General features: G+C 72.4%; 16 protein-coding genes and 5 tRNA genes (1 of these 21 cut by a window edge). 12 read left to right on the top strand and 9 right to left on the bottom strand.

Annotated features, from left to right (window positions below; all coding sequences use genetic code 11):
• Positions 1–82 precede the first annotated feature (82 nt).
• A complete protein-coding gene (locus ACIP4O_RS14675; RefSeq protein WP_401574811.1) occupies positions 83–1441 on the top strand; it encodes a hypothetical protein in 1359 nt (452 codons plus the stop codon).
• A gap of 211 nt (positions 1442–1652) precedes the next feature.
• On the opposite strand, the gene ACIP4O_RS14680 is transcribed toward ACIP4O_RS14675, so the two are convergent.
• The gene (locus ACIP4O_RS14680; RefSeq protein ID WP_401574812.1) at positions 1653–2264 is read right to left on the bottom strand and encodes a YceI family protein; all 612 of its coding nucleotides are present in this window, start codon (positions 2262–2264) and stop codon (positions 1653–1655) included.
• Between the two features lie 279 nt (positions 2265–2543).
• Between ACIP4O_RS14680 and ACIP4O_RS14685 the strand changes: the two genes are divergently transcribed.
• The 3 genes from ACIP4O_RS14685 to ACIP4O_RS14695 all read left to right on the top strand — a co-directional run bounded on the left by ACIP4O_RS14685 (position 2544) and on the right by ACIP4O_RS14695 (position 5169).
• Positions 2544–3062 (top strand): hypothetical protein, encoded by a 519-nt coding sequence (locus ACIP4O_RS14685; RefSeq protein WP_401574813.1) that lies wholly within the window; start codon positions 2544–2546, stop codon positions 3060–3062.
• Positions 3063–3311: 249 nt separating this feature from the next.
• Positions 3312–4907 (top strand): acyl-CoA carboxylase subunit beta, encoded by a 1596-nt coding sequence (locus ACIP4O_RS14690; RefSeq protein WP_401574815.1) that lies wholly within the window; start codon positions 3312–3314, stop codon positions 4905–4907.
• A gap of 46 nt (positions 4908–4953) precedes the next feature.
• Positions 4954–5169 (top strand): acyl-CoA carboxylase epsilon subunit, encoded by a 216-nt coding sequence (locus tag ACIP4O_RS14695; protein WP_401574816.1) that lies wholly within the window; start codon positions 4954–4956, stop codon positions 5167–5169.
• A gap of 66 nt (positions 5170–5235) precedes the next feature.
• Here the strand turns inward: ACIP4O_RS14695 and ACIP4O_RS14700 are convergent, their stop codons facing one another.
• From ACIP4O_RS14700 to ACIP4O_RS14735, 8 genes are all read right to left on the bottom strand, one after another.
• Positions 5236–5817, bottom strand: a complete 582-nt coding sequence (locus ACIP4O_RS14700) for an ATP/GTP-binding protein (protein WP_008745462.1) — start codon at positions 5815–5817, stop codon at positions 5236–5238.
• Complete coding sequence (locus ACIP4O_RS14705) at positions 5798–6616, bottom strand: DUF742 domain-containing protein (protein WP_401574818.1); 819 nt, start codon at positions 6614–6616, stop codon at positions 5798–5800. Before ACIP4O_RS14705 ends, ACIP4O_RS14700 begins: the two co-directional genes overlap by 20 nt.
• Positions 6617–6725: 109 nt before the next feature.
• Positions 6726–7139 (bottom strand): roadblock/LC7 domain-containing protein, encoded by a 414-nt coding sequence (locus tag ACIP4O_RS14710; RefSeq protein WP_008745460.1) that lies wholly within the window; start codon positions 7137–7139, stop codon positions 6726–6728.
• 10 nt (positions 7140–7149) lie between these two features.
• Positions 7150–10554: a nitrate- and nitrite sensing domain-containing protein gene (locus ACIP4O_RS14715; protein WP_401574819.1), complete on the bottom strand. Its 3405-nt coding sequence runs from the start codon at positions 10552–10554 to the stop codon at positions 7150–7152.
• Between the two features lie 421 nt (positions 10555–10975).
• Complete coding sequence (locus tag ACIP4O_RS14720) at positions 10976–11557, bottom strand: ATP/GTP-binding protein (protein WP_008745458.1); 582 nt, start codon at positions 11555–11557, stop codon at positions 10976–10978.
• Entirely contained in the window at positions 11538–11948 is a 411-nt protein-coding gene (locus ACIP4O_RS14725) for a DUF742 domain-containing protein (protein ID WP_008745457.1), read from the bottom strand. Before ACIP4O_RS14725 ends, ACIP4O_RS14720 begins: the two co-directional genes overlap by 20 nt.
• Positions 11949–12045: 97 nt before the next feature.
• Positions 12046–12459, bottom strand: a complete 414-nt coding sequence (locus ACIP4O_RS14730) for a roadblock/LC7 domain-containing protein (protein WP_007821711.1) — start codon at positions 12457–12459, stop codon at positions 12046–12048.
• Between the two features lie 9 nt (positions 12460–12468).
• A complete protein-coding gene (locus tag ACIP4O_RS14735; protein WP_401574820.1) occupies positions 12469–16737 on the bottom strand; it encodes a nitrate- and nitrite sensing domain-containing protein in 4269 nt (1422 codons plus the stop codon).
• Between the two features lie 621 nt (positions 16738–17358).
• Here ACIP4O_RS14735 and ACIP4O_RS14740 point away from each other — a divergent pair.
• From ACIP4O_RS14740 to ACIP4O_RS14775, 8 genes are all read left to right on the top strand, one after another.
• Positions 17359–18135, top strand: a complete 777-nt coding sequence (locus ACIP4O_RS14740; protein ID WP_401574821.1) for a fumarylacetoacetate hydrolase family protein — start codon at positions 17359–17361, stop codon at positions 18133–18135.
• A complete protein-coding gene (gene gltX / locus ACIP4O_RS14745) occupies positions 18128–19603 on the top strand; it encodes a glutamate--tRNA ligase (RefSeq protein WP_401574822.1) in 1476 nt (491 codons plus the stop codon). Before ACIP4O_RS14740 ends, gltX begins: the two co-directional genes overlap by 8 nt.
• 181 nt (positions 19604–19784) lie before the next feature.
• Positions 19785–20525 carry an HAD family hydrolase gene (locus ACIP4O_RS14750; RefSeq protein ID WP_401574823.1) on the top strand — a complete coding sequence of 247 codons (741 nt, stop codon included), beginning with the start codon at positions 19785–19787 and terminating at the stop codon, positions 20523–20525.
• A gap of 82 nt (positions 20526–20607) precedes the next feature.
• A tRNA-Gln gene (locus ACIP4O_RS14755) sits at positions 20608–20679 on the top strand.
• 21 nt (positions 20680–20700) lie between these two features.
• Positions 20701–20773 (top strand) — tRNA-Glu (locus ACIP4O_RS14760).
• Positions 20774–20837: 64 nt separating this feature from the next.
• Positions 20838–20910: transfer RNA gene (locus tag ACIP4O_RS14765), tRNA-Glu, on the top strand.
• An 11-nt stretch (positions 20911–20921) separates the two neighbouring features.
• Positions 20922–20993 (top strand) — tRNA-Gln (locus ACIP4O_RS14770).
• A 21-nt stretch (positions 20994–21014) separates the two neighbouring features.
• A tRNA-Glu gene (locus tag ACIP4O_RS14775) sits at positions 21015–21067 on the top strand (it continues 120 nt past the right edge of the window).

Below are 21067 nucleotides of genomic sequence, written 5' to 3' on the forward strand. Positions count from 1 at the left end.
AGGGAAAAGACCCGGGCCGCAAGGTGTAAAAGGAAGCTTTTGCCGCTCGGCCCGGGGCTCCCCCTCGGCTAGCGTCGAACGCATGAACCAGATCAGGCCGGGCCGCCCCGCGGTCGCTCCCCGGCCGGTCGCCGCCGCCCCCACCCGCCCCCGCGTGGCACCGCTCCCGCCCGCGCCCCGCCCCCGCGTGGCACCAGCCCAGGCCCGTCGCCGCCGCCCCCGCGTGGTACGAGTGCTGCCCGGCCCCCGCACCCGCGTGGCCCCCCGGCTCCTCGCCCCGCTCCTCACCCTCCTGCTCGCCCTCGGTTCCTTCCTCGCGGCGGCCCCGGCGGCGCTGGCCGCGGACGCCGGGGTGCGGTCCGTCGCGCGCGCGCTGCGCGCCGACCCGGTGTACGTGGACCCCGCGATGCGCGCGGAGTTCTCGAAGGCGGGGGAGCGGGCCCTGGAACGGCGCATCGAGGACGGCGACCGGGCCGTCTTCGTCGCCGTGCTGCCGAGCGGCAGCCGCGCCGGGCAACTCCTCGACGAGTTGCGGCAGTCGACGGGCATCGCGGGCGTCTACGCGGTGCGCCTCGGCGACACCCTGCACGCGCGCGCCGACGACACGGTCCTGGCCGCCGACACGGTGCGCCGCGCCGTGTCGGCGGTGCGCGCGCAGGCCCTGCCGCGGCAACTCGACGCCTTCGTACGGCTCACGCTGCGCTCCGCGCGCGGAGCGGCCCCCGCCTCCTGGGGCCTCGCCGAGGACGACGACAGCCCCCTCGTCCCCGCCCTCCTCGCCTCCGGCGCCTTCGTCCTCGTCCTCGCCGGGACCTGGGCGGTGCTGCGCCGCCGCCGGAGCCGGCGCGAGCGCGCCCACGCCGACGTGCTCGACAAACTGCGCGCCGCCGCCGAGGAGGACCTCGCCGCCTTCACCGAACAACTCGAAGGGCTCGACTTCCACCCCGCCGAACCCGGCGCGGACGACACCCGCCGGGCCGACCACGAACGCGCGCTCGACGCCCTCGACCAGGCCCGCTCCCTCCTCGCCGCCGTACGCGCGCCCGCCGGTCTGCGCGCCGTCACGCGCGCCCTGGAGGAGGGCGGCCACAGCCTCGCGACCTTGCGCGCCCGCCGCGCGGGCGTCCCGGTGCCCGACCGCAGGCCGCCCTGCTTCTTCGACCCGGGGCACGGGCCCTCGGCGCTCGACGTGACCTGGGCCCCGCCCGGTGCGGCGCCGCGCCCCGTCCCGGTCTGCGCCGCCGACGCGGCCCTCCTGCGCGCGGGCGGGCCCCCCGCCGTACGCACCGTCCCCACCGCCCTGGGCCGCCGCCCCTACTGGGAGGCCGACCCCGCCTGGTGGGGCCCCTGGGCCACCGGCTGGTACGGCGAGGACCTCGCCCCCACCCTTCTCACCGGCACCCCCCTGGCCGCCGGCCTCCCCCACCACGCCCCGGCCTGAGCCCCGGCGCCGCCCCGCACGCACGACGATGCCCCCCTCGCCGTCCTCCGGCCGGACCGGAGGGCGCCGAGAGGGGCACCGGGGGAGGGGGACGTACGGCCGAGACGGGGCATACACCCGGGCGAACCCACCCCGCCTCGCGGGCTCACGCCCGCGCCCCGCCTCGCGGGCGCCCCCCGCGTCGCGGACTCGCCTCCGCCCCGCGCTTCGCTCACGCGTTCTTGATCGCCGAGATCTCCAACGTCAGCTTGATCTTGTCCGAGACGAGGACGCCGCCGGTCTCCAGGGCCGCGTTGTACGTGAGGCCCCACTCCGAGCGCAGGATCTCCGCCTTGCCCTCGAAGCCGACGCGCTCGTTGCCGAAGGGGTCCTTCGCGGAGCCGTTGAACTCCAGGTCGATCGTGAGCGGCTTGGTCGTGCCGTGGATCGTGAGGTCGCCCGTGATGCGGTACTCGTCGCCGCCGAGCGCCTCGGCGGAGGTGGAGCGGAAGGTCATCAGCGGGTGGTTCTCGACGTCGAAGAAGTCGGCGCTCTTGAGGTGGCCGTCCCGGTCGGGCGCGCCCGTGTCGACGCTGTCGAGCTTGACGTCGAGCGAGGCGCTGGAACGGGAGGGGTCGGCGCCGTCGAGGCGCAGGGTGCCCTCGAAGTCCTTGAAGGAGCCCTTCACGTTGGTGACCATGGCGTGGCGCGCCGAGAAGCCGAGCGCCGAGTGCACCGGGTCGATCGTGTAGTCACCGGTCAGCGCGGCGAGGTCGGGGCTGACGGCGGCGGGCGCGGCGGCCTCGGGGGTGGCGTTCTCGTTCTTGCGGCCGAAGAGACCCATGGTTGCTCCTTGGGAAAGAAGGGGGACGAACGTCGTTGAAGGTTGAACTTTCAACGACACGGCCGAGAGTAAACCCATCCCGTTCAAGTTTCAACAGTTAGTGCGTGGGCTCGCCCGGACACGGCCCATCCTCGCGGCGCGCGGCCCCTCACCGCACCCGCCGCACACCCGGCCGGGTGAACGCCGAGGCCCTCTGGCGCCCCGCCCGTCCCGTACGGCACGATCACCCTGCTCCACCGCGCCACCCCCATGACCCGACGCGTGCACAGGAGACCGTTCATGCCCGCCACCCCCCGCCTGCGCCCCCTCCTCGCCACCGGCGCCCTCCTCGGCGCCGCCCTCTTCGCCCCCGGCGTCGGCGCGCTCGCCGCCGCCCCCGCCTTCGCCGTCGACAAGATCAGCCATGCCACCGCGACCTCGATGTTCAGCGCCTCCGGCATCACGTGGTCCTCGTCCGGCGGCTGCTCGAACCGCGACGTGTCCACCTGTACGTCCTTCGACCAGCTCAACCTCGCCACCGCCCAGGGCGCCCAGACCCTCAAGTCCGCCTCGGGCTGCGCCCTCAACATCACCGGCGGCACCGAGACAGGGCACGCCTCGGGAACGTACTCGCACTGGAACGGCTACAAGCTCGACTTCGGCAAGAACACGTGCCTGACCAATTACGTCAAGAACACCTTCACGTACATCGGGCTGCGCGGCGACGGCTACCCGCAGTGGCAGGCGGCCTCGGGCAATCTCTACGCCGACGAGGGCAGCCACTGGGACGTGACCTTCAAGACCTGCGGCGGCTGCTGAGTCGCGCCGCGGTGGCGGATGCGGGAGGGACCGGACAAGACCCCGCTCCCTCCCGCACCGCCCTGTGGCGCATCTCTCGTACCAAGCCCCCGGCCGCCTCTTGTCGGACCCCGACAAGAGCCGCACCCCCTTACGCGGGGCCTGACCGCACCCTCCCCGTGTTTCTGTGCAAGGACACCAGGAAATGCCGCGCGAGACTGTGCGGACCCGACGGACCCTTTGTCGCGCCCGATTTCGTATGGTCGCTACATGACCGTTTTGGACGAGACGCCGGACGCGACCCCGGACGAGCCCAAGGACGCCAAGGGCCGTGTGGCGGAACTGCTCGCGGTACGTGCCGAGGCGCTGCGAGGCCCCAGCGACCGGGCCACCGAGGCCCAGCACGCCAAGGGGAAGCTCACCGCGCGCGAGCGGATCGACCTGCTCCTCGACCCCGGCTCCTTCCACGAGGTCGAGCAGCTGCGGCGGCACCGCGCCACCGGCTTCGGCCTGGAGGCGAAGAAGCCCTACACCGACGGCGTGATCACCGGCTGGGGCACCGTCGACGGACGCACCGTCTTCGTCTACGCGCACGACTTCCGGATCTTCGGCGGCGCGCTCGGTGAGGCCCACGCCGCGAAGATCCACAACATCATGGACAAGGCCATCGCGGCCGGGGCCCCGCTCGTCTCGCTCAACGACGGCGCCGGCGCCCGCATCCAGGAGGGCGTCTCCGCGCTCGCGGGCTACGGCGGCATCTTCCAGCGCAACACCAAGGCCTCTGGCGTCATCCCGCAGATCTCCGTCATGCTCGGCCCCTGCGCGGGCGGCGCCGCCTACAGCCCGGCGCTCACCGACTTCGTCTTCATGGTCCGCGAGACCTCGCAGATGTTCATCACCGGACCCGACGTCGTCAAGGCCGTCACCGGCGAGGAGATCACGCAGAACGGGCTCGGCGGCGCCGACGTCCACGCCGAGACCTCCGGCGTCTGCCACTTCGCGTACGACGACGAGGAGACCTGCCTCGCCGAGGTCCGCTACCTCCTCTCGCTGCTCCCGCAGAACAACCGCGAGAACCCCCCGGCCGCCGAGAGCGAGGACCCGGCGGACCGCCGCGGCGACGTCCTCCTCGACCTCGTCCCCGCCGACGGCAACCGCCCCTACGACATGCGCAAGGTCATCGAGGAGCTCGTCGACGACGGCGAGTTCCTGGAGGTCCACGAGCGCTGGGCGACCAACATCATCTGCGCCCTGAGCCGTCTCGACGGCCAGGTCGTCGGCATCATCGCCAACCAGCCGCAGTCCCTCGCGGGCGTCCTCGACATCGAGGCGAGCGAGAAGGCCGCGCGCTTCGTGCAGATGTGCGACGCCTTCAACATCCCGCTCCTCACCCTCCTGGACGTCCCCGGCTTCCTCCCGGGCGTCGACCAGGAGCACGGTGGGATCATCCGGCACGGCGCGAAGCTCCTCTACGCGTACTGCAACGCGACCGTCCCCCGGATCTCGCTGATCCTGCGGAAGGCGTACGGAGGTGCCTACATCGTCATGGACTCGCAGTCCATCGGTGCCGACCTCACCTACGCCTGGCCCACCAACGAGATCGCCGTCATGGGCGCCGAGGGCGCCGCGAACGTCATCTTCCGCCGCCAGATCGCCGCCGCCGACGACCCCGAGGCCATGCGGCAGAAGATGGTCAAGGAGTACAAGTCGGAGCTGATGCACCCGTACTACGCGGCCGAGCGCGGCCTTGTGGACGACGTCATCGACCCCGCCGAGACCCGCGAGGTGCTCATCGCCTCCTTCGCGATGCTCCGCACCAAGCACGCCGATCTTCCCTCGCGCAAGCACGGCAACCCGCCGCAGTGAGCGCCCGCGAGGCCACCCGAACCCCTACGAAGCAGAACGGAACGACATGAGCGAGCCCGTCACCGTCGACCCCGGCCTCCTGCGCGTCGAGAAGGGCCACGCCGAGCCCGAGGAACTCGCGGCCCTGACCGCAGTGCTCCTCGCCCGCGCCGCCGAGACCGCAGCCGCGCCCCCCAGCGAGCGGTCCGTCCGCGCCGCCCGGGCCGGCTGGCGCCGCCTGGAGCGCGAGAACGGCTTCCACGCCCCGCACAGCTGGCGCTGAACCGCCGCGGAGAATGCCGAAAGGGCCCGTACTCCCCAGGAGTACGGGCCCTTTCGCACGCGCTTGTCACCGCAGGCGGGCCATGAGGGCGTGTTCGACGAGGGTGATGAGGGCGGATTTGGCGTCGGCGCGGTGGCGGGCGTCGGTGGTGATGATGGGGGTGTCGGGGCCGATCTGGAGTGCTTCGCGTACTTCGTCGGGGGTGTAGGGCTGGTGTCCTTCGAAGCCGTTGAGGGCGATGACGAAGGGGAGGCCCGAGTTTTCGAAGTAGTCGACGGCGGGGAAGCAGTCGGCGAGGCGGCGGGTGTCGACGAGGACGATGGCGCCGATGGCGCCGCGGACGAGGTCGTCCCACATGAACCAGAAGCGGTCCTGTCCGGGGGTGCCGAACAGGTAGAGGATGAGGTCCTGGTCGAGGGTGATGCGGCCGAAGTCCATGGCGACGGTGGTGGTGGTCTTGTCGCCGGTGTGGGTGAGGTCGTCGATGCCGGCGCTCGCGCTCGTCATGACGGCCTCGGTGCGCAGCGGGTTGATCTCCGAGACGGCGCCGACGAAGGTCGTCTTGCCCACGCCGAAGCCGCCGGCGACCACGATTTTCGCGCTGGTGGTCGACCGTCCCGGTTCGCCACTAGAGCTTGCGAAGTCCACTGAGCACCCTTTCGAGCAGTGTCACGTCTGGCTGGCCGCCGGCGTTCTCGTCGCCGCCGGGCTGGTGGATCGCGACGAGACCGGCCTCCGCCAGGTCGGCGACGAGAATCCGGGCCACGCCGAGGGGAATGGAAAGGAGCGCCGAGATCTCCGCTACTGACTTGATCTCCCGGCACAGATTGCAGATCCGCTGATGCTCGGGCAACTGCCCCTGCATCTGCGAAGGCTGAGCGGTGGTGCTGACCAGCGCCTCGATGGCGAGCTGGTAACGGGGCCGGGTGCGGCCACCGGTCATCGCGTACGGCCGCACGAGCGGACTCGGGCCGCGCCCGGCCGAACCACCGGCGCCGCCGGCCGCGTTCTGGCGCGGCAGGGGGGCACGGGGCCCGTCGGGCCCTACGGGCTGTCGCTGCTGCGGGTGCGTCGGCTGCTGCCGCGGCTGAGCGGGCCGGGGCGGCTGCTGCTGGCCGGGATGGGGGTACGGGTACGAGTCGAAGGGGTCCTGCTGGTCCCCGTACGACCGCTGTTCCCCGTACGACTGCTGCTCGTACGACTGCCGCTCCTGCGGCTGCCGCTCGCCGTACGGCCGCTGTTCCCCGTACGACTGGCGCTGCCCGTACGGCTGTTCGGGGCCCGGCTCCTGCCGTTGCCCGTACTGCCACGCGGCCTGCTGCCACTCGTCGTGCCGCTGCTCGTCCTGCTGCTGCCCTGGGAAGGAGTGCGGACCCGGTCCGTCACCCTGGTACCCGCCCTGGCCGTGGGACCAGTCGGCAGGCGAACCACCGGGGGGTGTCGTCACGTTCTTCCTCCTCCTGCTGTCCGGGCGCCGTCAGTGTGGAGCCGCGTCCCGAAACCTTACGGCCCCGGGACGCCAAAACGCACCGCTTGTCTGATGGTTGAGAAAAGCGTCAGTTGAGCAGACCACCCTGGAGTTCCGCGCGCAGGTCCGGGGTCAGGACGGAGCCCGCGCGGTCCACGAGCAGGGCCATCTCGTAACCGACGAGGCCGATGTCGGCCTCGGGGTGGGCGAGGACCGCGAGCGAGGAACCGTCCGAGATGGACATGATGAAGAGGAAGCCCCGCTCCATCTCGACCACCGTCTGGTTCACGGTGCCGCCCTCGAAGATCCGGGAGGCGCCCGCGGTCAGCGAGGTCAGGCCCGAGGCCACGGCCGCGAGCTGGTCGGCGCGGTCGCGCGGGAAACCCTCGGACATCGCGAGGAGAAGACCGTCGGCGGAGACGACCACCGTGTGCGACACCCCGGGGGTGTTGTCCACGAAATTGGTGATCAACCAGTTCAGGTTCTGTGCCGCCTGGCTCATCGGGCTCACGCTAACGCTCCTGGTCGTAGGTGCTGTCGGGGCCGGAACCCCGACTGTTCGTGCCATTCGTGTCGCCTCCCGCGGTGCGGCCCCTGGCGACGCCGTTGCGGAGCCGGCTGAGCCGGCCGCGGACGTCCTCGGGAGCGCGGGAGACCTGGGGGCCGCCCTGCGGGCTCTGTTCCGCCGCGCCCTCGACCAGATTGGCCCTGGGCACCCGGCGCGGCAGACCGGAGGAGGTGACCCCGCCCGCCTGCGGACGGCGCAGGCCGCTCGCGCGCTGGGCGCGGTCCTCGTTGGCCGAGTGGGCCGAGGAACCGGGGGCCTGCTCCGCCTGCGGCTGCTCGCCCGCGGGCGAGCCGTCCTGGGGTGGGGTGCCGCTCGGGCCATTGTCCCATCCCTGACGGTCCGTCACCTCACCGGCCCCCGCGGCGGGAGCCCGGCGCGGCAGACCTGCTTCGGTCACCCCGCCCTCCTGCTCGGCGGCGGCACCGTGCGGGCCGAAGCCTACGCGGTCGGCGTCCTGCTGGGGAGCGCGCGCGAGGGATTCCGCTTCACCCCCGGGGGCGCCGCCGTGCCCGGTCCCCTGCTGCCACTCCTCCTGGTGAGGGGCGGCCGGGTAGGGCCCGGCCCCGGCGGCTTCCGGCGCGTAGGTGGCGTGCGGGGGCTCCGGATAGGGCGTGTAGGCGGACTGCGGGGCGTACTCGCCCTGTTCCCGCGCCGGGTAGCCGCCCTCGGCGCCCGGCGTCCCGGCCTCGGCGCCGGGGTACGCCCCCTGCCCGAAGCCGGGGTACGACGGCTGCGGAGCGTAGGCGTTCCCGTCCGGGGCGGAGGCGGGGCCGCCGTCGCCGCGGTAACCGGCCTGACCGCTCTCGTACGGAGCCGGATAGCCCTGCGCGTAGTCCTGGCCCTCGCCGTAGGAGGGCTGGGGGGCCGGTTCCTGGTAGGCGCCGTACGGCGCGGGGGTGCCGCCGTTCTCGTACTGTCCGCCCCCGCCCTCGTACGGGCCCGGCGCGGCCTCGGCGCGGAAGGGCGGTCGGCCCTCGTCCCGGCGCTGCTCGGGCGCGGGCTCCTGCGTGTGCGTCTGGGCCTCCAGGGCCGCGCGGCGCTCCTCGCGGAACAGTGAGCGGCCCACCGGGTCGAGCCCGGCCGGGTTCTCGCCGGCGGGCAGGGCGTGCTGCCTGGCCCCGTAGCGGGTGTCGTCGAAGCCGAGTTCGGCGGCGGTGCGCAGCGGCGCGTGGCCCGGGCCCTGTTCGGCGTGCGGCTGCGAGGGGATCATCGAGGAGACGGTGAACTCGTTCTCCTGACCGGCCTGCCCGCCCCCGCCGTGCGTGATCGCCTCGGGGAGCATGACGAGCGAGGTCGTGCCCGCCTGTTCGCCCGAGGGGCGCAGCTGGACCCGGATGCCGTGCCGGTCGGAGAGCCGCCCGACCACGAAGAGCCCCATGCGCTGCGAGATCGCCGCGTCCACGACCGGCGGGTTGGCGAGCCGGTGGTTGATGTCGGCGAAGTCCTCCGCCGTGAGGCCGATGCCCTTGTCGTGGATCTCGACCACGACGCGGCCGTCCGGCATGCGCGTCGCCGTGACCCGTACCTTCGTCTGCGGCGAGGAGAACGTGGTGGCGTTCTCCAGGAGTTCGGAGAGCAGGTGGACGAGGTCGGTCACGGCGCGGCCGTGGATCTCGGCCTCGGGCACCCCCGAGAGCTCGACGCGCTCGTACTGCTCGACCTCGGAGGAGGCGGCGCGCAGCACGTCGACGAGCGGTACCGGCTGGTCCCAGCGGCGGCCGGGCTCCTCGCCCGCGAGGACGAGGAGGTTCTCGCCGTTGCGGCGCATACGGGTCGCGAGGTGGTCGAGCTTGAAGAGGTTCTCCAACTGCTCGGGCTCGGCCTCGTGGTTCTCCAGGTCCGTGATGAGGGTGAGCTGCCCCTCGATGAGGGACTGGTTGCGCCGCGAGAGGTTGGTGAATATGGCGTTGATGTTGCCGCGCAGGAGGGCCTGTTCGGAGGCGAGCCTGACCGCCTCGCGGTGCACCTGGTCGAAGGCGCGGGCGACCTCGCCGATCTCGTCGGTCGAGGTGATCGGCAGGGGCGTGACGCGCGTGTCCACGCGGCCCGGATCGGTGCGCGAGAGCTGGTCGACGAGGGAGGGCAGCCGCTTCTGCGCTATGCCGAAGGCCTCCGTGCGCAGGCGCCGCATCGACTTGCTCATCTGCCGCGCCATCATCCCCGCGATGAGGAAGGCGAGCAGCAGGGCGGCGACGACGGCCGCCGAGACGAGGAGCGTGTCGCGCTTGGCGTCGTCGGCGATCTGCATCGCCTCGGTCACCGCGTGCTCGGTCAGCTCGGACTCGACGGTGCGGTACGCGGTGACGCGCGGCGTCGTCGAGGCCCACCACGTCTCGGGGGTGATGCCGCGGTCGCCGAGCGACTTCCGCGTGGAAGCGGGCGAGCCGAGCTGCGCGAGCATCGCCTCGGTCGCGGGCGGCGTGACCCCGCTGCCGCCCTCCTTCGCGGAGGAGACGGCGGCCTTGGCGGCGTTCCGCTTGATCTGGAGCGCGGCCTCCTTCAGCTCCGCGTCGAGCCGCTTGACATCCTCGGGCCGCGCGCTGGAGGTGTACTCCTTCTCGGCGATGCCCTCCAGGTAGGCGTACGAGGAGAGCGCGACGCGCTGCTTCGTCGCGTCGGCCGTGCCGGGGCCCGGCTTGACCCACAGGTGCACGCCGATGGAACGGGTCAGGGAGAGCGCCGACTTCGAGAGCGCGATCGCGTAGACCGAGCGGCCGTACGTCGTGACGTTGCCGGTGCCCAGACCCAGCTCGTTGGCGAACTCCATGAGCGGGTGCTGGATCTGGAGGTAGCCCTCCTCCGTCCGCACACCGGTGAGCTTCTTGGTGTACGCGGCCTGGCGCAGCGGACCGAGCTTCGGCTCCACCGAGCGGAAGTCGGCCATGCGCCGGTCGAGGGCGGCGGTGTGGGGGAGGTTCCTGGCCGCGACGTCGAAGCGCTTGGCCGCCGTGTCGGTCGCCGCGCGCGCCTTGAGGACGGCCGGGTCCTCGCGCTTGCCCTCCAGCAGGGGCTGGGCGCTGATGTCGCGTTCCTCGGTGAGCCGGTTGCCGTAGGTCGCGGCGGCCTGGACGAGCCGGGCGACGTTCTTCGCGTCCTCGGCCTCCTGCCAGGTGTCGATCGACCCCTTCACCTGGAAGCCGCCCATGACGAGGCCGACGATGACGGGTATGAGCAGGATCGCGTTCAGCCGGGTCGGCACCCGCCAGTTGCGGGGCGACAGCCGGCTGCCGCGGGCGGAGGCGGGGCTCCCGTTCTCCCGCACTCCGGCGGGCGCCTCGGCGCCGGCGGGCGGGGTGAAGTTCCCCCGGGCCCGCTCCGCCGGGCCTGAGCCCTTCGTGCTTCGCCTCACTCGACCAACAACCTCTCGGCGTCGGCACTTCTCGCGTGCCGCTGACGTTCTCAGGCCCTCAACCGTGGGCAGCTCACCACCCTGCTACTGGGCAGTTCAGCGATTTCAGCACGCTCCGCCGTGCGCCGCCAAACGTTCTGCGGAAGTGGTCTTCCGGACACCCGAGACGCCGCGGCACGCTAATAAAAGGGGCATAAAAGAACGAGCCCCGGCAAAAGCCGGGACTCGTGTGCGCGCAGCGGCACCGCGCGGGCGCTGCGCGTGGTGGCGCGCGGTCAATTCTCTGTCGAAACGTTATGAACCCTGTCGACACCGTGTCGAAGGACACAGCGGGGCGGAGCGGGCGCGCCGTGCGGCGCGCCGGCCCCGTCCCGCGGCCTTCACCCGAGCCGCACGGGGCCCTCACCGGGCCCTCGCGACCTCACTTGAGGCGGGCCATGAGGGCGTGTTCGACGAGGGTGATGAGGGCGGATTTGGCGTCGGCGCGGTGGCGGGCGTCGGTGGTGATGATGGGGGTGTCGGGGCCGATCTGGAGTGCTTCGCGTACTTCGTCGGGGGTGTAGGGCTGGTGTCCTTCGAAGCCGTTGAGGGCGATGACGAAGGGGAGGCCCGAGTTTTCGAAGTAGTCGACGGCGGGGAAGCAGTCGGCGAGGCGGCGGGTGTCGACGAGGACGATGGCGCCGATGGCGCCGCGGACGAGGTCGTCCCACATGAACCAGAAGCGGTCCTGTCCGGGGGTGCCGAACAGGTAGAGGATGAGGTCCTGGTCGAGGGTGATGCGGCCGAAGTCCATGGCGACGGTGGTGGTGGTCTTGTCGCCGGTGTGGGTGAGGTCGTCGATGCCGGCGCTCGCGCTCGTCATGACGGCCTCGGTGCGCAGCGGGTTGATCTCCGAGACGGCGCCGACGAAGGTCGTCTTGCCCACGCCGAAGCCGCCGGCGACCACGATTTTCGCGCTGGTGGTCGACCGTCCCGGTTCGCCACTAGAGCTTGCGAAGTCCACTGAGCACCCTTTCGAGCAGTGTCACGTCTGGCTGGCCGCCGGCGTTCTCGTCGCCGCCGGGCTGGTGGATCGCGACGAGACCGGCCTCCGCCAGGTCGGCGACGAGAATCCGGGCCACGCCGAGGGGCATCGTCAAAAGCGCGGAGACCTCCGCCACCGACTTGACCTCGCGGCACAGGTGGCAGATCCGCTGGTGTTCCGGGAGCAGGCCCGACATCTGCATCGGGTCCGCCGTCGTGCTGACCAGCGCCTCGATGGCGAGCTGGTAACGGGGCCGGGTGCGGCCGCCCGTCATCGCGTAGGGCCGCACCAGGGGCTGGTCACCCTCGACCGCGTAGCCGGCGGAGGGCGGATTCCCGTACGGGTCGTGCGGTGCGGTGGGCGGTGTCATGCAATCCTCCGGGCGGAACAGCGGATGGTCTCGGCGCCGTCAGGCTGTGGCCGGTGGGGGGCTGATGCGGCCGGGCGGGGTGGCGGGTGAGCGGGCGTCAGTTGAGCAGGCTGCCCTGGAGTTCCGCGCGCAGGTCCGGCGTCAGCACGGCCCCCGCCCGGTCCACCAGAAGAGCCATCTCGTAACCGACGAGGCCGATGTCGCACTCGGGGTGGGCGAGCACGGCGAGGGAAGAGCCGTCCGAGACGGACATGATGAAGAGGAAGCCGTGCTCCATCTCCACGACCGTCTGGTTGACGGTGCCGCCCTCGAAGATCCGGGAAGCCCCCGCGGTGAGCGAGGTGAGACCGGAGGCCACGGCCGCGAGCTGGTCGGCGCGGTCGCGGGGAAAGCCTTCGGACATCGCGAGGAGGAGTCCGTCGGCGGAGACCACCACCGTGTGCGACACCCCAGGGGTGTTGTCCACGAAATTGGTGATCAGCCAGTTCAGGTTCTGTGCCGCCTGGCTCATGGGGGTCAACTAGCGCTCCTGCTGGTGAGAGGGGCGGGGGTAGCCCTCGTTCGGCCGGTTCTCACCGGACGGACGCAGACTGTTGCCGGCCTGGTAGCGGCCCTGCTGGATGCCCCTGCGGAGATTGGTCAGCCGGCCGCGCACGTCGTCGGGCGCCCGGGAGACCTGGGGACCCGTCTGCTGCTGCGGCTGCTGCTGAGCGGTACCGGGCACCAGGTTGGCGCGGGGCACCCGGCGCGGGAGTCCGGAGGTGGTGACGCCGCCCGCCGAGGGCTGCCGCACCCGCTCCGCCTGCCGCACCAACTCGTCGTTGGGCGAAGCGCGCCAGGAGTCCTGGCCGGTCTGCGCGGGCAGCGCGCCCGGGCCCTGGGCCGGGGTCTCCGCGGCGCCCTCGGGCGCTGCGGCGGAACGGAGGGTCTCGTCGGCGGGTCGCTGGGGACCGGTGGTACGGGGCGGCTCGGCCGCGTGCGGCGGCTCGGGCTGCTCCTCCTGCCCGGCGGGCTGCGGGCCGCGGAACCAGCTCGTCTCCAGCGTGTCGTACAGCGGGGTGCGACCGTCGCCGGGACCGGCCGCGGGCAACGCGTTCTCGGCGGGGCCACGACGCGGGAGTTCGCGCGCGGGCGGCCCCTCGGGACGCGGCGCCCTGGGCGGCTCGTAGCCGGTGTTCACCGGGAAGGAGGAGGTCTCGCTGGCCGTGAACCCGCCCTGGCCCTGCGGCGCCTGCGGTCCCTGGGGACCGGGCTGGCGCGGAGCGCGTGGCTGCGCGGCCGGCCCTTCCTCGTACGCGCCGGGGCGTCCGTCCTCGGGGTAGGGGGCGGCGGGGAACTGGCCGGTCTGCGAGGCGGTGGGGAACTGGCCGGTCTGCGCCGGGTCCTGGTACTGACCCTGCTGCGGCGGCACAGGGAACTGCCCGGTCTCGGACGCCCCCTGGTAGGCACCCGGCTCGCCCTGGTACTGCCCCTGCTGCGGCGCGGGGAACTGGCCGGTCTCGGAGGCAGCCGGGTACTGACCGCTGTCGTAGCCGTTCGCCTGCCCGTACGGGGCACCCGGCGTGGGGAACTGACCGGTGTCCTGCGGCGACCAGCCGCCCTGCTGCTGCCGGGCGGCCTCGTCGTAGCCGTAGCCCTGCTGCCGGCCCTGACCGGGCGCGCCCTGGTCCTGCCGCGCGTCCGGCCGCTGCTCGGGGGGCTGGCCCTGGCGCTGGTCCTGGTGCGGCGGGTAACCGCCGTCCTGGCTCTGGCCGCCGGGCGCGTACCCCTCCTGCGGGCGGGCCCAGGCGCCGGTGTCCTCCGCCCCGTACCCGCCCTGCGGGCCCCGCGTGTTCGCGGGGCCGACGGCGGGGAACGCGCCGGTCGACGCGGGACCGCCGGGCGCCTCGTAGCGCCCGACGCCCTCGGGGGCCGGCATGTCGGGGGTGATCGCGGGGAACTGCGCCGTCGAACCGGGGCCGCTGTCGTCGCGGGGCGTGGCGAAGCCCTGGCGCGGGCCGCGCGGCTCGTCGTGCCCGCGCGGCGCGTCCTGGCCCTGTGGTTCCCACGGCGCCGAGGGCTGCTGCCGGTCGGCGGGCACGGGCTGCTGCGGCGGGGTGCCGCCGGGCAGCTCGGCGCGCGGGCCGCCGCGCGGCGGAAGCTGCGGACGGCCGTCCTGGCCCTCGCCCTGCGGGGCGCGGCGCTGCGGCGGGATCGGCGCGGTCCGGCCGCCGCCGAAGGCGCCCTGCCCGTTGTCCTGCGGAGGTACGGGGCGGGCGCCGCCCTGCGGCGGCCCCTGTCGCGTATCGCCGAAGAGGTTGCCCGGAGCCTGCTGCGGGCGCTCGCCGCCGACCTGCGGGAAGGCGTCGCGACCGGCCGGGGCCTGCGGGGCGTTGCCGCGGGCGGGCAGCGCGGCGCGCGGAGCGCCGCCGGGGCCGACCTGGCCACGCTCGGGCCCGGCACCGAGCCGCTTGCCGCCGGGTCCGCCCTGACCGGGTCCGCCCTGACCGGGTCCGCCGTGACCGCCGCCGAGCGCGCCCGCGGGGGCGCGGCGCGCCGCGGCGGCACCCGCCGCGGCCTGCGCGGCGGCGGGGCCGCCCTGTCCGCCGGGCGCGCCGGGCTTGCCCGGAGCCTTGCGGCCGCCCTGCGCGACGTCGACGGGCAGCATGACGAGTGCCGTCGTGCCGCCGGAGTCGGAGGGGCGGAGCTGGATGCGGATGCCGTGGCGCTGCGAGAGGCGGCCGACCACGAAGAGACCCATGCGGCGCGAGACCGAGACGTCCACCGTCGGCGGCGCCGCGAGGCGCTCGTTGATCGCCGCGAGGTCCTCGGGCGAGAGGCCGATGCCGGTGTCGTGGATCTCGACGAGCACCCGCCCGTCGGGCAGCGCGTGCCCGGTCACCTTGACCTTGGTCTGCGGCGAGGAGAACGACGTCGCGTTCTCGAGGAGCTCGGCGAGCAGGTGGACGAGGTCGTTGACGACGCGTCCGGCCACCTCGGTCGAGGGGACGGCGGAGAGTTCGATGCGCTCGTACTGCTCCACCTCGGAGGCCGCGGCGCGCAGCACGTCGACGAGCGGTACCGGGCGCGTCCAGCGGCGGCCCGGCTCCTCGCCGGCGAGGACGAGGAGGTTCTCACCGTTACGGCGCATACGGGTCGCGAGGTGGTCGAGCTTGAAGAGCGAGGAGAGCTGGTCCGGGTCGGCCTCGCGGGACTCCAGTTCGGAGATGAGCGAGAGCTGACGCTGGATGAGGCCCTGGCTGCGGCGCGAGAGGTTCGTGAACATCGCGTTGACGTTGCCGCGCAGCATGGCCTGTTCGGCGGCGAGGCGGACCGCCTCGCGGTGCACGTCGTCGAAGGCCGTGGCCACGCGCCCGATCTCGTCGCGCGAGTGGACACCGACGGACTCCACCGAGAGGTCCACGTCCTGCGGGTCCGACTCGGAGAGCTGGCCGACGAGTTCGGGCAGTCGCTCCTGGGCGACCTTCGTCGCGGTGTCCTGGAGGCGCCGCAGCGAACGGATCATGGACCGCGAGACGACGAAGGCGCCGACGAGCGAGACGCCCAGGACGAGGATGATCAGGGCACCGTTGATGATGGCGTCGCGCTCGGCGCTCTGCCGCAGCTCACGCGCCTTCTGTTCCATCTGGCCGAGCAGCGTCAGCTCGATGGTCTTCATCTGGTTGATCTCTTCGGACGCCGAGTCCGTCCAGTCCCGGTAGGACCGCTTGGCGCGCAGCTCCATGCCGCCCTGGGTGCTCAGGGAGCCCTGGGCGAAGTCGCGCGCGCTCTTGATGGTGGGCTGCTCGTCCGGGTCGATCGGCTTGAGCAGGTCCTCCGGATCGCCCGAGTAGGCGCCGTAGATCTCCTTGAACTGGTTGATCTCGTCGTCCTCGTTGCTCAGCGCGTTGAGGGCGTAGCGGCGATCGGTCTCGGAGAGCTTGCCGAAGTCCTTCTTGTTCGGCGGCAGCGCGGCGGCGAGTACGGCGCGCTGGATGGAGGCGTACTCCTTCGCGGAGGAGAACGCGGCGAGCGCGCGGGTGCGCTGGACCATCTCGGGGTTCGACGTCGCCTGCGCCATCTCCTGGGAGAGGCTGAGCAGCTGGTCGATGAGCTGGCTGTAGGCGTCGACGGTCTGCGTGATGGAGGCGTCGTCGGCGTAGGCGTCGCGGCGGATCGCCTTGAGCTGGGCGACGCGCTTGGTGATGGCGTCGAGGTTGCTGCGGACACCGTTCAGCTCGTTGTTGCCGGTGATGTCCTTGGTGTTCTGGAGGAACGTGGCGACCTGGCGGTCCGTCTTCTGACGCCAGCTCGCGACCGAGTAGTCGGTCGCCTTGACCTTGTGCGAGAGCGGCCCGGCCGACTGGTCGCGCTCGTCCTGGAGCGCGGCCGCCAGCTCGGTGGCCTGCTTCGTCATGTCGGTGAGCAGCTTCATGTTGTCGAGCTGCTGGATGTCGTCGAGGGAGTCGCTGATGCGGATGCCACCGAGGGTGGTCGCCGCCGCCACCGGGAGCACCAGGAGCGAGACCAGACGGGTCGAGATGCGCCAGTTGCGCAGGGCTATTCGCGAGCCGGGCCCGCTCGGGCCCGCCTTCGCCTTCGCCTTGGGCTTCTTCTCGGCCTTGTCGGCCTTCCCCGGCTTGTCGTTCTTGTCGCGCGCGCTCTCGCCGCCCTCGGGTGCGTGCTCCTCCTGGCCCGCGGTGCTCAGCCCCTGCTGCGGTGCGTGCGGGGCAGCGGCGCCGCGGTCGGTCGCGCCGTTCGGCTCCGGCTCGGCCGGAGCACTGCCATCCCTCTTGAAACGTCCCTGCACTAGCGTCGCAACCTCTGGACCAGGCGCCCCTCGCGCCGTGGCGTTCGGGACGGTGTCGAGTCGTGGAGGTCCGTGAACCCCCGGGTGGTCGTAGTGACCGGCGCGTCTCCCCTTGACCGCCGCTCGGCGCTGCGTTGCGCCCTCGCGTGCCGGCCGAAACCCGCGGCGGTCCCGGGAATTCCAGCACAGCCGGGGATCTCCAACAAGGTCCGAAGAACCCTCGCCGGAGCCTGTGACGGCGTGTGCCGGGCGCATCACGAGGAGTGCGAAACGATCTTGCACATTACGGGCATACGGGTCTGATCCCGCATGCGCCGACCCCGCCCCGCTCGGGCCCGTGCGGGGGAGGTGGCGGGCGGAATGCCTTGGTCCGTACCCTGATGACCGATTCACCGGCTCGGGACGGCAGGGCGAAATGCCCCGGTTTCGAGCGGCGCTCGTGAGCAAACTCACATGGGGAGGTCGTGTGCCGGTTGTGGTGGAGGGGGACGGGGCCCGTACGCGTTAGCCTGGGGAAGCGGTTCTCCGCGTCGCGCCTGCCCCCGTTACCGGCGGTCATACCCGCGGGACGGCGAGCCGGAAACCCACGAGCCGCAACGAACAGAGGGGCACCCGCCAGCCGTGCGCATCGCCAGATTCTCCATCGACGGCAATGTGGCCTTCGGAGCCGTCGAGGGCGAAGGCCCCGACGGGCTCGTCCTCGACATCATCAAGGGCATTCCGTTCGCCGAGTTCGAGCTGTCGGGCACCAAGGTCCCCCTGGACAAGGTCCGCCTCCTGCCGCCCACGCTGCCCAGCAAGGTCGTGGCCGTGGGCCGCAACTACGCGGAGCACGCCAAGGAGATGGGCAACGAGGTCCCCGAGTACCCGGTCACCTTCCTCAAGCCCTCCACCTCCGTGAGCGGCCCCGGCGACCCCATCCCGTACCCCTCCTTCACCGAGGAGCTGTCGTACGAGGCGGAACTCGCCGTCGTGATCGGCCGCATGTGCCGCGAGGTGCCCCGCGAACGCGCCAAGGACGTGATCCTCGGCTACACCTGTGCCAACGACGTCACCGCCCGCGACGCCCAGCGCCGCGAGCAGCAGTGGGCCCGCGCCAAGGGCTTCGACGGCGCCTGCCCGCTCGGCCCCTGGATCGAGACGGACCTCGACCCGGCCGACCTCACGCTCCAGTGCACCGTCAACGGCGAGCAACGCCAGCTCGGGCGCACGAGCGACATGCTGCGCTCGGTCGAGGACCTCGTCGTCCACGTCACCGAGGCCATGACCCTGCTCCCGGGCGACGTCATCCTCACGGGCACCCCGGCAGGGGTCGGCCCGCTCAGCGTCGGCGACGAGGTCGCCGTCCACATCGAAGGCATCGGCACTCTCACCAACAAGGTGATCAAGCGTGGCTAACGACGGCACCGTCCGCGTACGTTTCTGTCCCTCCCCGACCGGCAACCCCCACGTCGGTCTCGTCCGCACCGCCCTGTTCAACTGGGCCTTCGCGCGGCACCACCAGGGCACCCTGGTCTTCCGCGTCGAGGACACCGACGCGGCCCGCGACTCGGAGGAGTCCTACGAGGCGCTCCTCGACTCCCTGCGCTGGCTCGGCCTCGACTGGGACGAGGGCCCCGAGGTCGGCGGCCCGCACGCCCCGTACCGCCAGTCGCGGCGCATGGACGTCTACCGCGACGTCGCGCGCCGCCTGGAGGAGTCCGGGCGCGCCTACCGCTGCTACTGCACGACCGAGGAGCTGGACGCGCGCCGCGAGGCCGCGCGCGCCGCGGGGCGCCCCTCCGGCTACGACGGCCACTGCCGCGACCTGAGCGCCGAGCAGGTCGCCGCCTACGAGGCCGAGGGCCGCAAGCCCATCGTCCGCTTCCGGATGCCGGACAAGACGATCACCTTCACCGACCTCGTGCGCGGCGAGCTGACCTTCGCGCCCGAGAACGTCCCGGACTACGGCATCGTCCGCGCCAACGGCGCCCCGCTCTACACGCTCGTCAACCCGGTCGACGACGCCCTGATGGAGATCACCCACGTCCTGCGCGGCGAGGACCTGCTCTCCTCCACGCCCCGGCAGATCGCCCTGTACGAGGCGCTCATCGAACTGGACCTCGCCAAGGAGATCCCCGCCTTCGGGCACCTCCCCTACGTCATGGGCGAGGGCAACAAGAAGCTCTCCAAGCGCGACCCGCAGGCGAGCCTCAACCTCTACCGTGAGCGCGGCTTCCTCCCCGAGGGCCTGCTCAACTACCTCTCGCTGCTCGGCTGGTCGTTCTCGGCCGACGAGGACATCTTCACGCTCGACCAGATGATCGCGAAGTTCGACATCTCCGACGTGAACGCCAACCCGGCGCGCTTCGACCTGAAGAAGGCCGAGTCGATCAACGGCGATCACATCCGGATGCTCTCGGTCGAGGACTTCACCGCGCGCTGCGCGCCCTGGCTCAAGGCCCCCTTCGCGAACTGGGCCCCGGACGCCTTCGACCCTGCCGCCTTCGCCGCCCTCGCGCCGCTCGCGCAGACCCGCCTCACCGTCCTCTCGGACATCACGGCCAACGTCGACTTCCTCTTCCTCGACGAGCCCGCGATCGACGAGACCTCGTGGAACAAGGCGATGAAGGAGGGCTCCGACGCCCTCCTGACCACGGCCCGCGCCAAGATCGCCGAGGCCGACTGGAAGGCCGAGGCGCTCAAGGAGGCGGTCCTCGCGGCCGGCACCGAGCACGGTCTCAAGCTCGGCAAGGCGCAGGCCCCCGTCCGCGTCGCGGTCACCGGGCGCACCATCGGCCTCCCGCTCTTCGAGTCCCTGGAGATCCTGGGCCGCGAGAAGACGCTTCGGCGCATCGACGCGGCGCTGGCGAAGCTGGCCGCCTGAGCCGGCGGGCGGCCCGCGCCGCGTCAGCGGACGGGTCGCGCGCTGCCGCCGCGTGAGACGCGCGTCCCGAGGGGCGGGCACCGGAACCACCTTCCGGGGCCCGCCCCTCGGGCGTGCGCGCGGGTCCTTCGGGGGCCCGCCCCTCGCGCGTCCGCGCGGGTCCGCGCCTATCCTCGGCGGCGTGGCAGCGAATACAGAGGTCAAGGCCGTCCTGTGGGACGTGGACGATACCCTCTTCGACTACACGGGCGCCGACACCGCCGGTCTCGCCGCGCACCTGCGCGCCGAGGGCCTCCTGGAGCGCTTCGGCGGCCCCGAGGCGGCGCTCGCCCGCTGGAGGACGCTGACCCGGCGCCACTGGGGGCGCTTCGCCGCGGGCGGCGTCGGCTTCCTGGAACAGCGCAGGGACCGCGTACGGGACTTCCTCGACACCCCGCTGGGCGACGCGGAGGCCGACGCGTGGTTCGAGGCGTACTTCGGGCACTACGAGGCCGCCTGGACGCTCTTCGCGGACGTCCTGCCCGCCCTCGACGCCCTCGCGGCGAGCCACCGCCACGGCGTCCTCTCCAACTCCTCCGTCAGCGTGCAGGGACCCAAGCTCGGCTCCCTCGGCCTCGGCGACCGCTTCGAGACCCTGCTGTGCGCCGCCGAACTCGGCGTCTCCAAGCCCGACCCGGGCGCCTTCCGCGCCGCCGCGCGGGCCCTCGGGCTGGCGCCGGCCGAGATCGCGTACGTGGGCGACGAACCCTGGATCGACGCACGTGGCGCGGTCGACGCGGGCCTCGTCGGGGTCTGGCTCGACCGCGCCGGACGCCGCGCGCGCGAGGCGGTCCCCGAGGGCGTGCACCGCATCGGCGGCCTCGCCGAGCTGCCGGGGCTGCTCGGCGATACCCGTTTTGGAGCGCCGTCGACCTTCGGGTAATGTTCTTCCTGCGCCGCCGGACGGGATGAACGCCCGAAAGAAAGCGCGAAGCGGATACCGGGCCCCAGGGCTTGCGTATCAATGGGCTATGGTGTAATTGGCAGCACGACGGTTTCTGGTTCCGTTAGTCTAGGTTCGAGTCCTGGTAGCCCAGCTGATCACTTCGAGTGATCTCGCCCCCGTTGTGTAGCGGCCTAGCACGCTGCCCTCTCACGGCAGTAGCGCCGGTTCGAATCCGGTCGGGGGTACAGATCCTTCCCGCGGGAACAACCGGGTCGCACCCGATGTCCCCGAGACGCAGGATCGCCAAAAGCCCCCGTTGTGTAGCGGCCTAGCACGCTGCCCTCTCACGGCAGTAGCGCCGGTTCGAATCCGGTCGGGGGTACGGAAGTTCCTTGGGCTATGGTGTAATTGGCAGCACGACGGTTTCTGGTTCCGTTAGTTTAGGTTCGAGTCCTGGTAGCCCAGCTGATCACTTCGAGTGATCTCGCCCCCGTTGTGTAGCGGCCTAGCACGCTGCCCTCTCACGGCAGTAGCGCCGG

Source organism: Streptomyces sp. NPDC088923 (assembly GCF_044749745.1).
Taxonomy (GTDB): Bacteria; Actinomycetota; Actinomycetes; order Streptomycetales; family Streptomycetaceae; genus Streptomyces.

What these genes read in the sequence shown, in the direction of transcription:
- ACIP4O_RS14730 (WP_007821711.1), bottom strand. Translation starts at nt 12,459, where the DNA reads ATGAGCCAGGCGGCACAGAACCTGAACTGGCTGATCACCAATTTCGTG.
- ACIP4O_RS14710 (WP_008745460.1), bottom strand. Translation starts at nt 7,139, where the DNA reads ATGAGCCAGGCGGCACAGAACCTGAACTGGTTGATCACCAATTTCGTG.
- ACIP4O_RS14690 (WP_401574815.1), top strand. Translation starts at nt 3,312, where the DNA reads ATGACCGTTTTGGACGAGACGCCGGACGCGACCCCGGACGAGCCCAAG.
- ACIP4O_RS14725 (WP_008745457.1), bottom strand. Translation starts at nt 11,948, where the DNA reads ATGACACCGCCCACCGCACCGCACGACCCGTACGGGAATCCGCCCTCC.
- ACIP4O_RS14685 (WP_401574813.1), top strand. Translation starts at nt 2,544, where the DNA reads ATGCCCGCCACCCCCCGCCTGCGCCCCCTCCTCGCCACCGGCGCCCTC.
- ACIP4O_RS14675 (WP_401574811.1), top strand. Translation starts at nt 83, where the DNA reads ATGAACCAGATCAGGCCGGGCCGCCCCGCGGTCGCTCCCCGGCCGGTC.
- ACIP4O_RS14680 (WP_401574812.1), bottom strand. Translation starts at nt 2,264, where the DNA reads ATGGGTCTCTTCGGCCGCAAGAACGAGAACGCCACCCCCGAGGCCGCC.
- ACIP4O_RS14695 (WP_401574816.1), top strand. Translation starts at nt 4,954, where the DNA reads ATGAGCGAGCCCGTCACCGTCGACCCCGGCCTCCTGCGCGTCGAGAAG.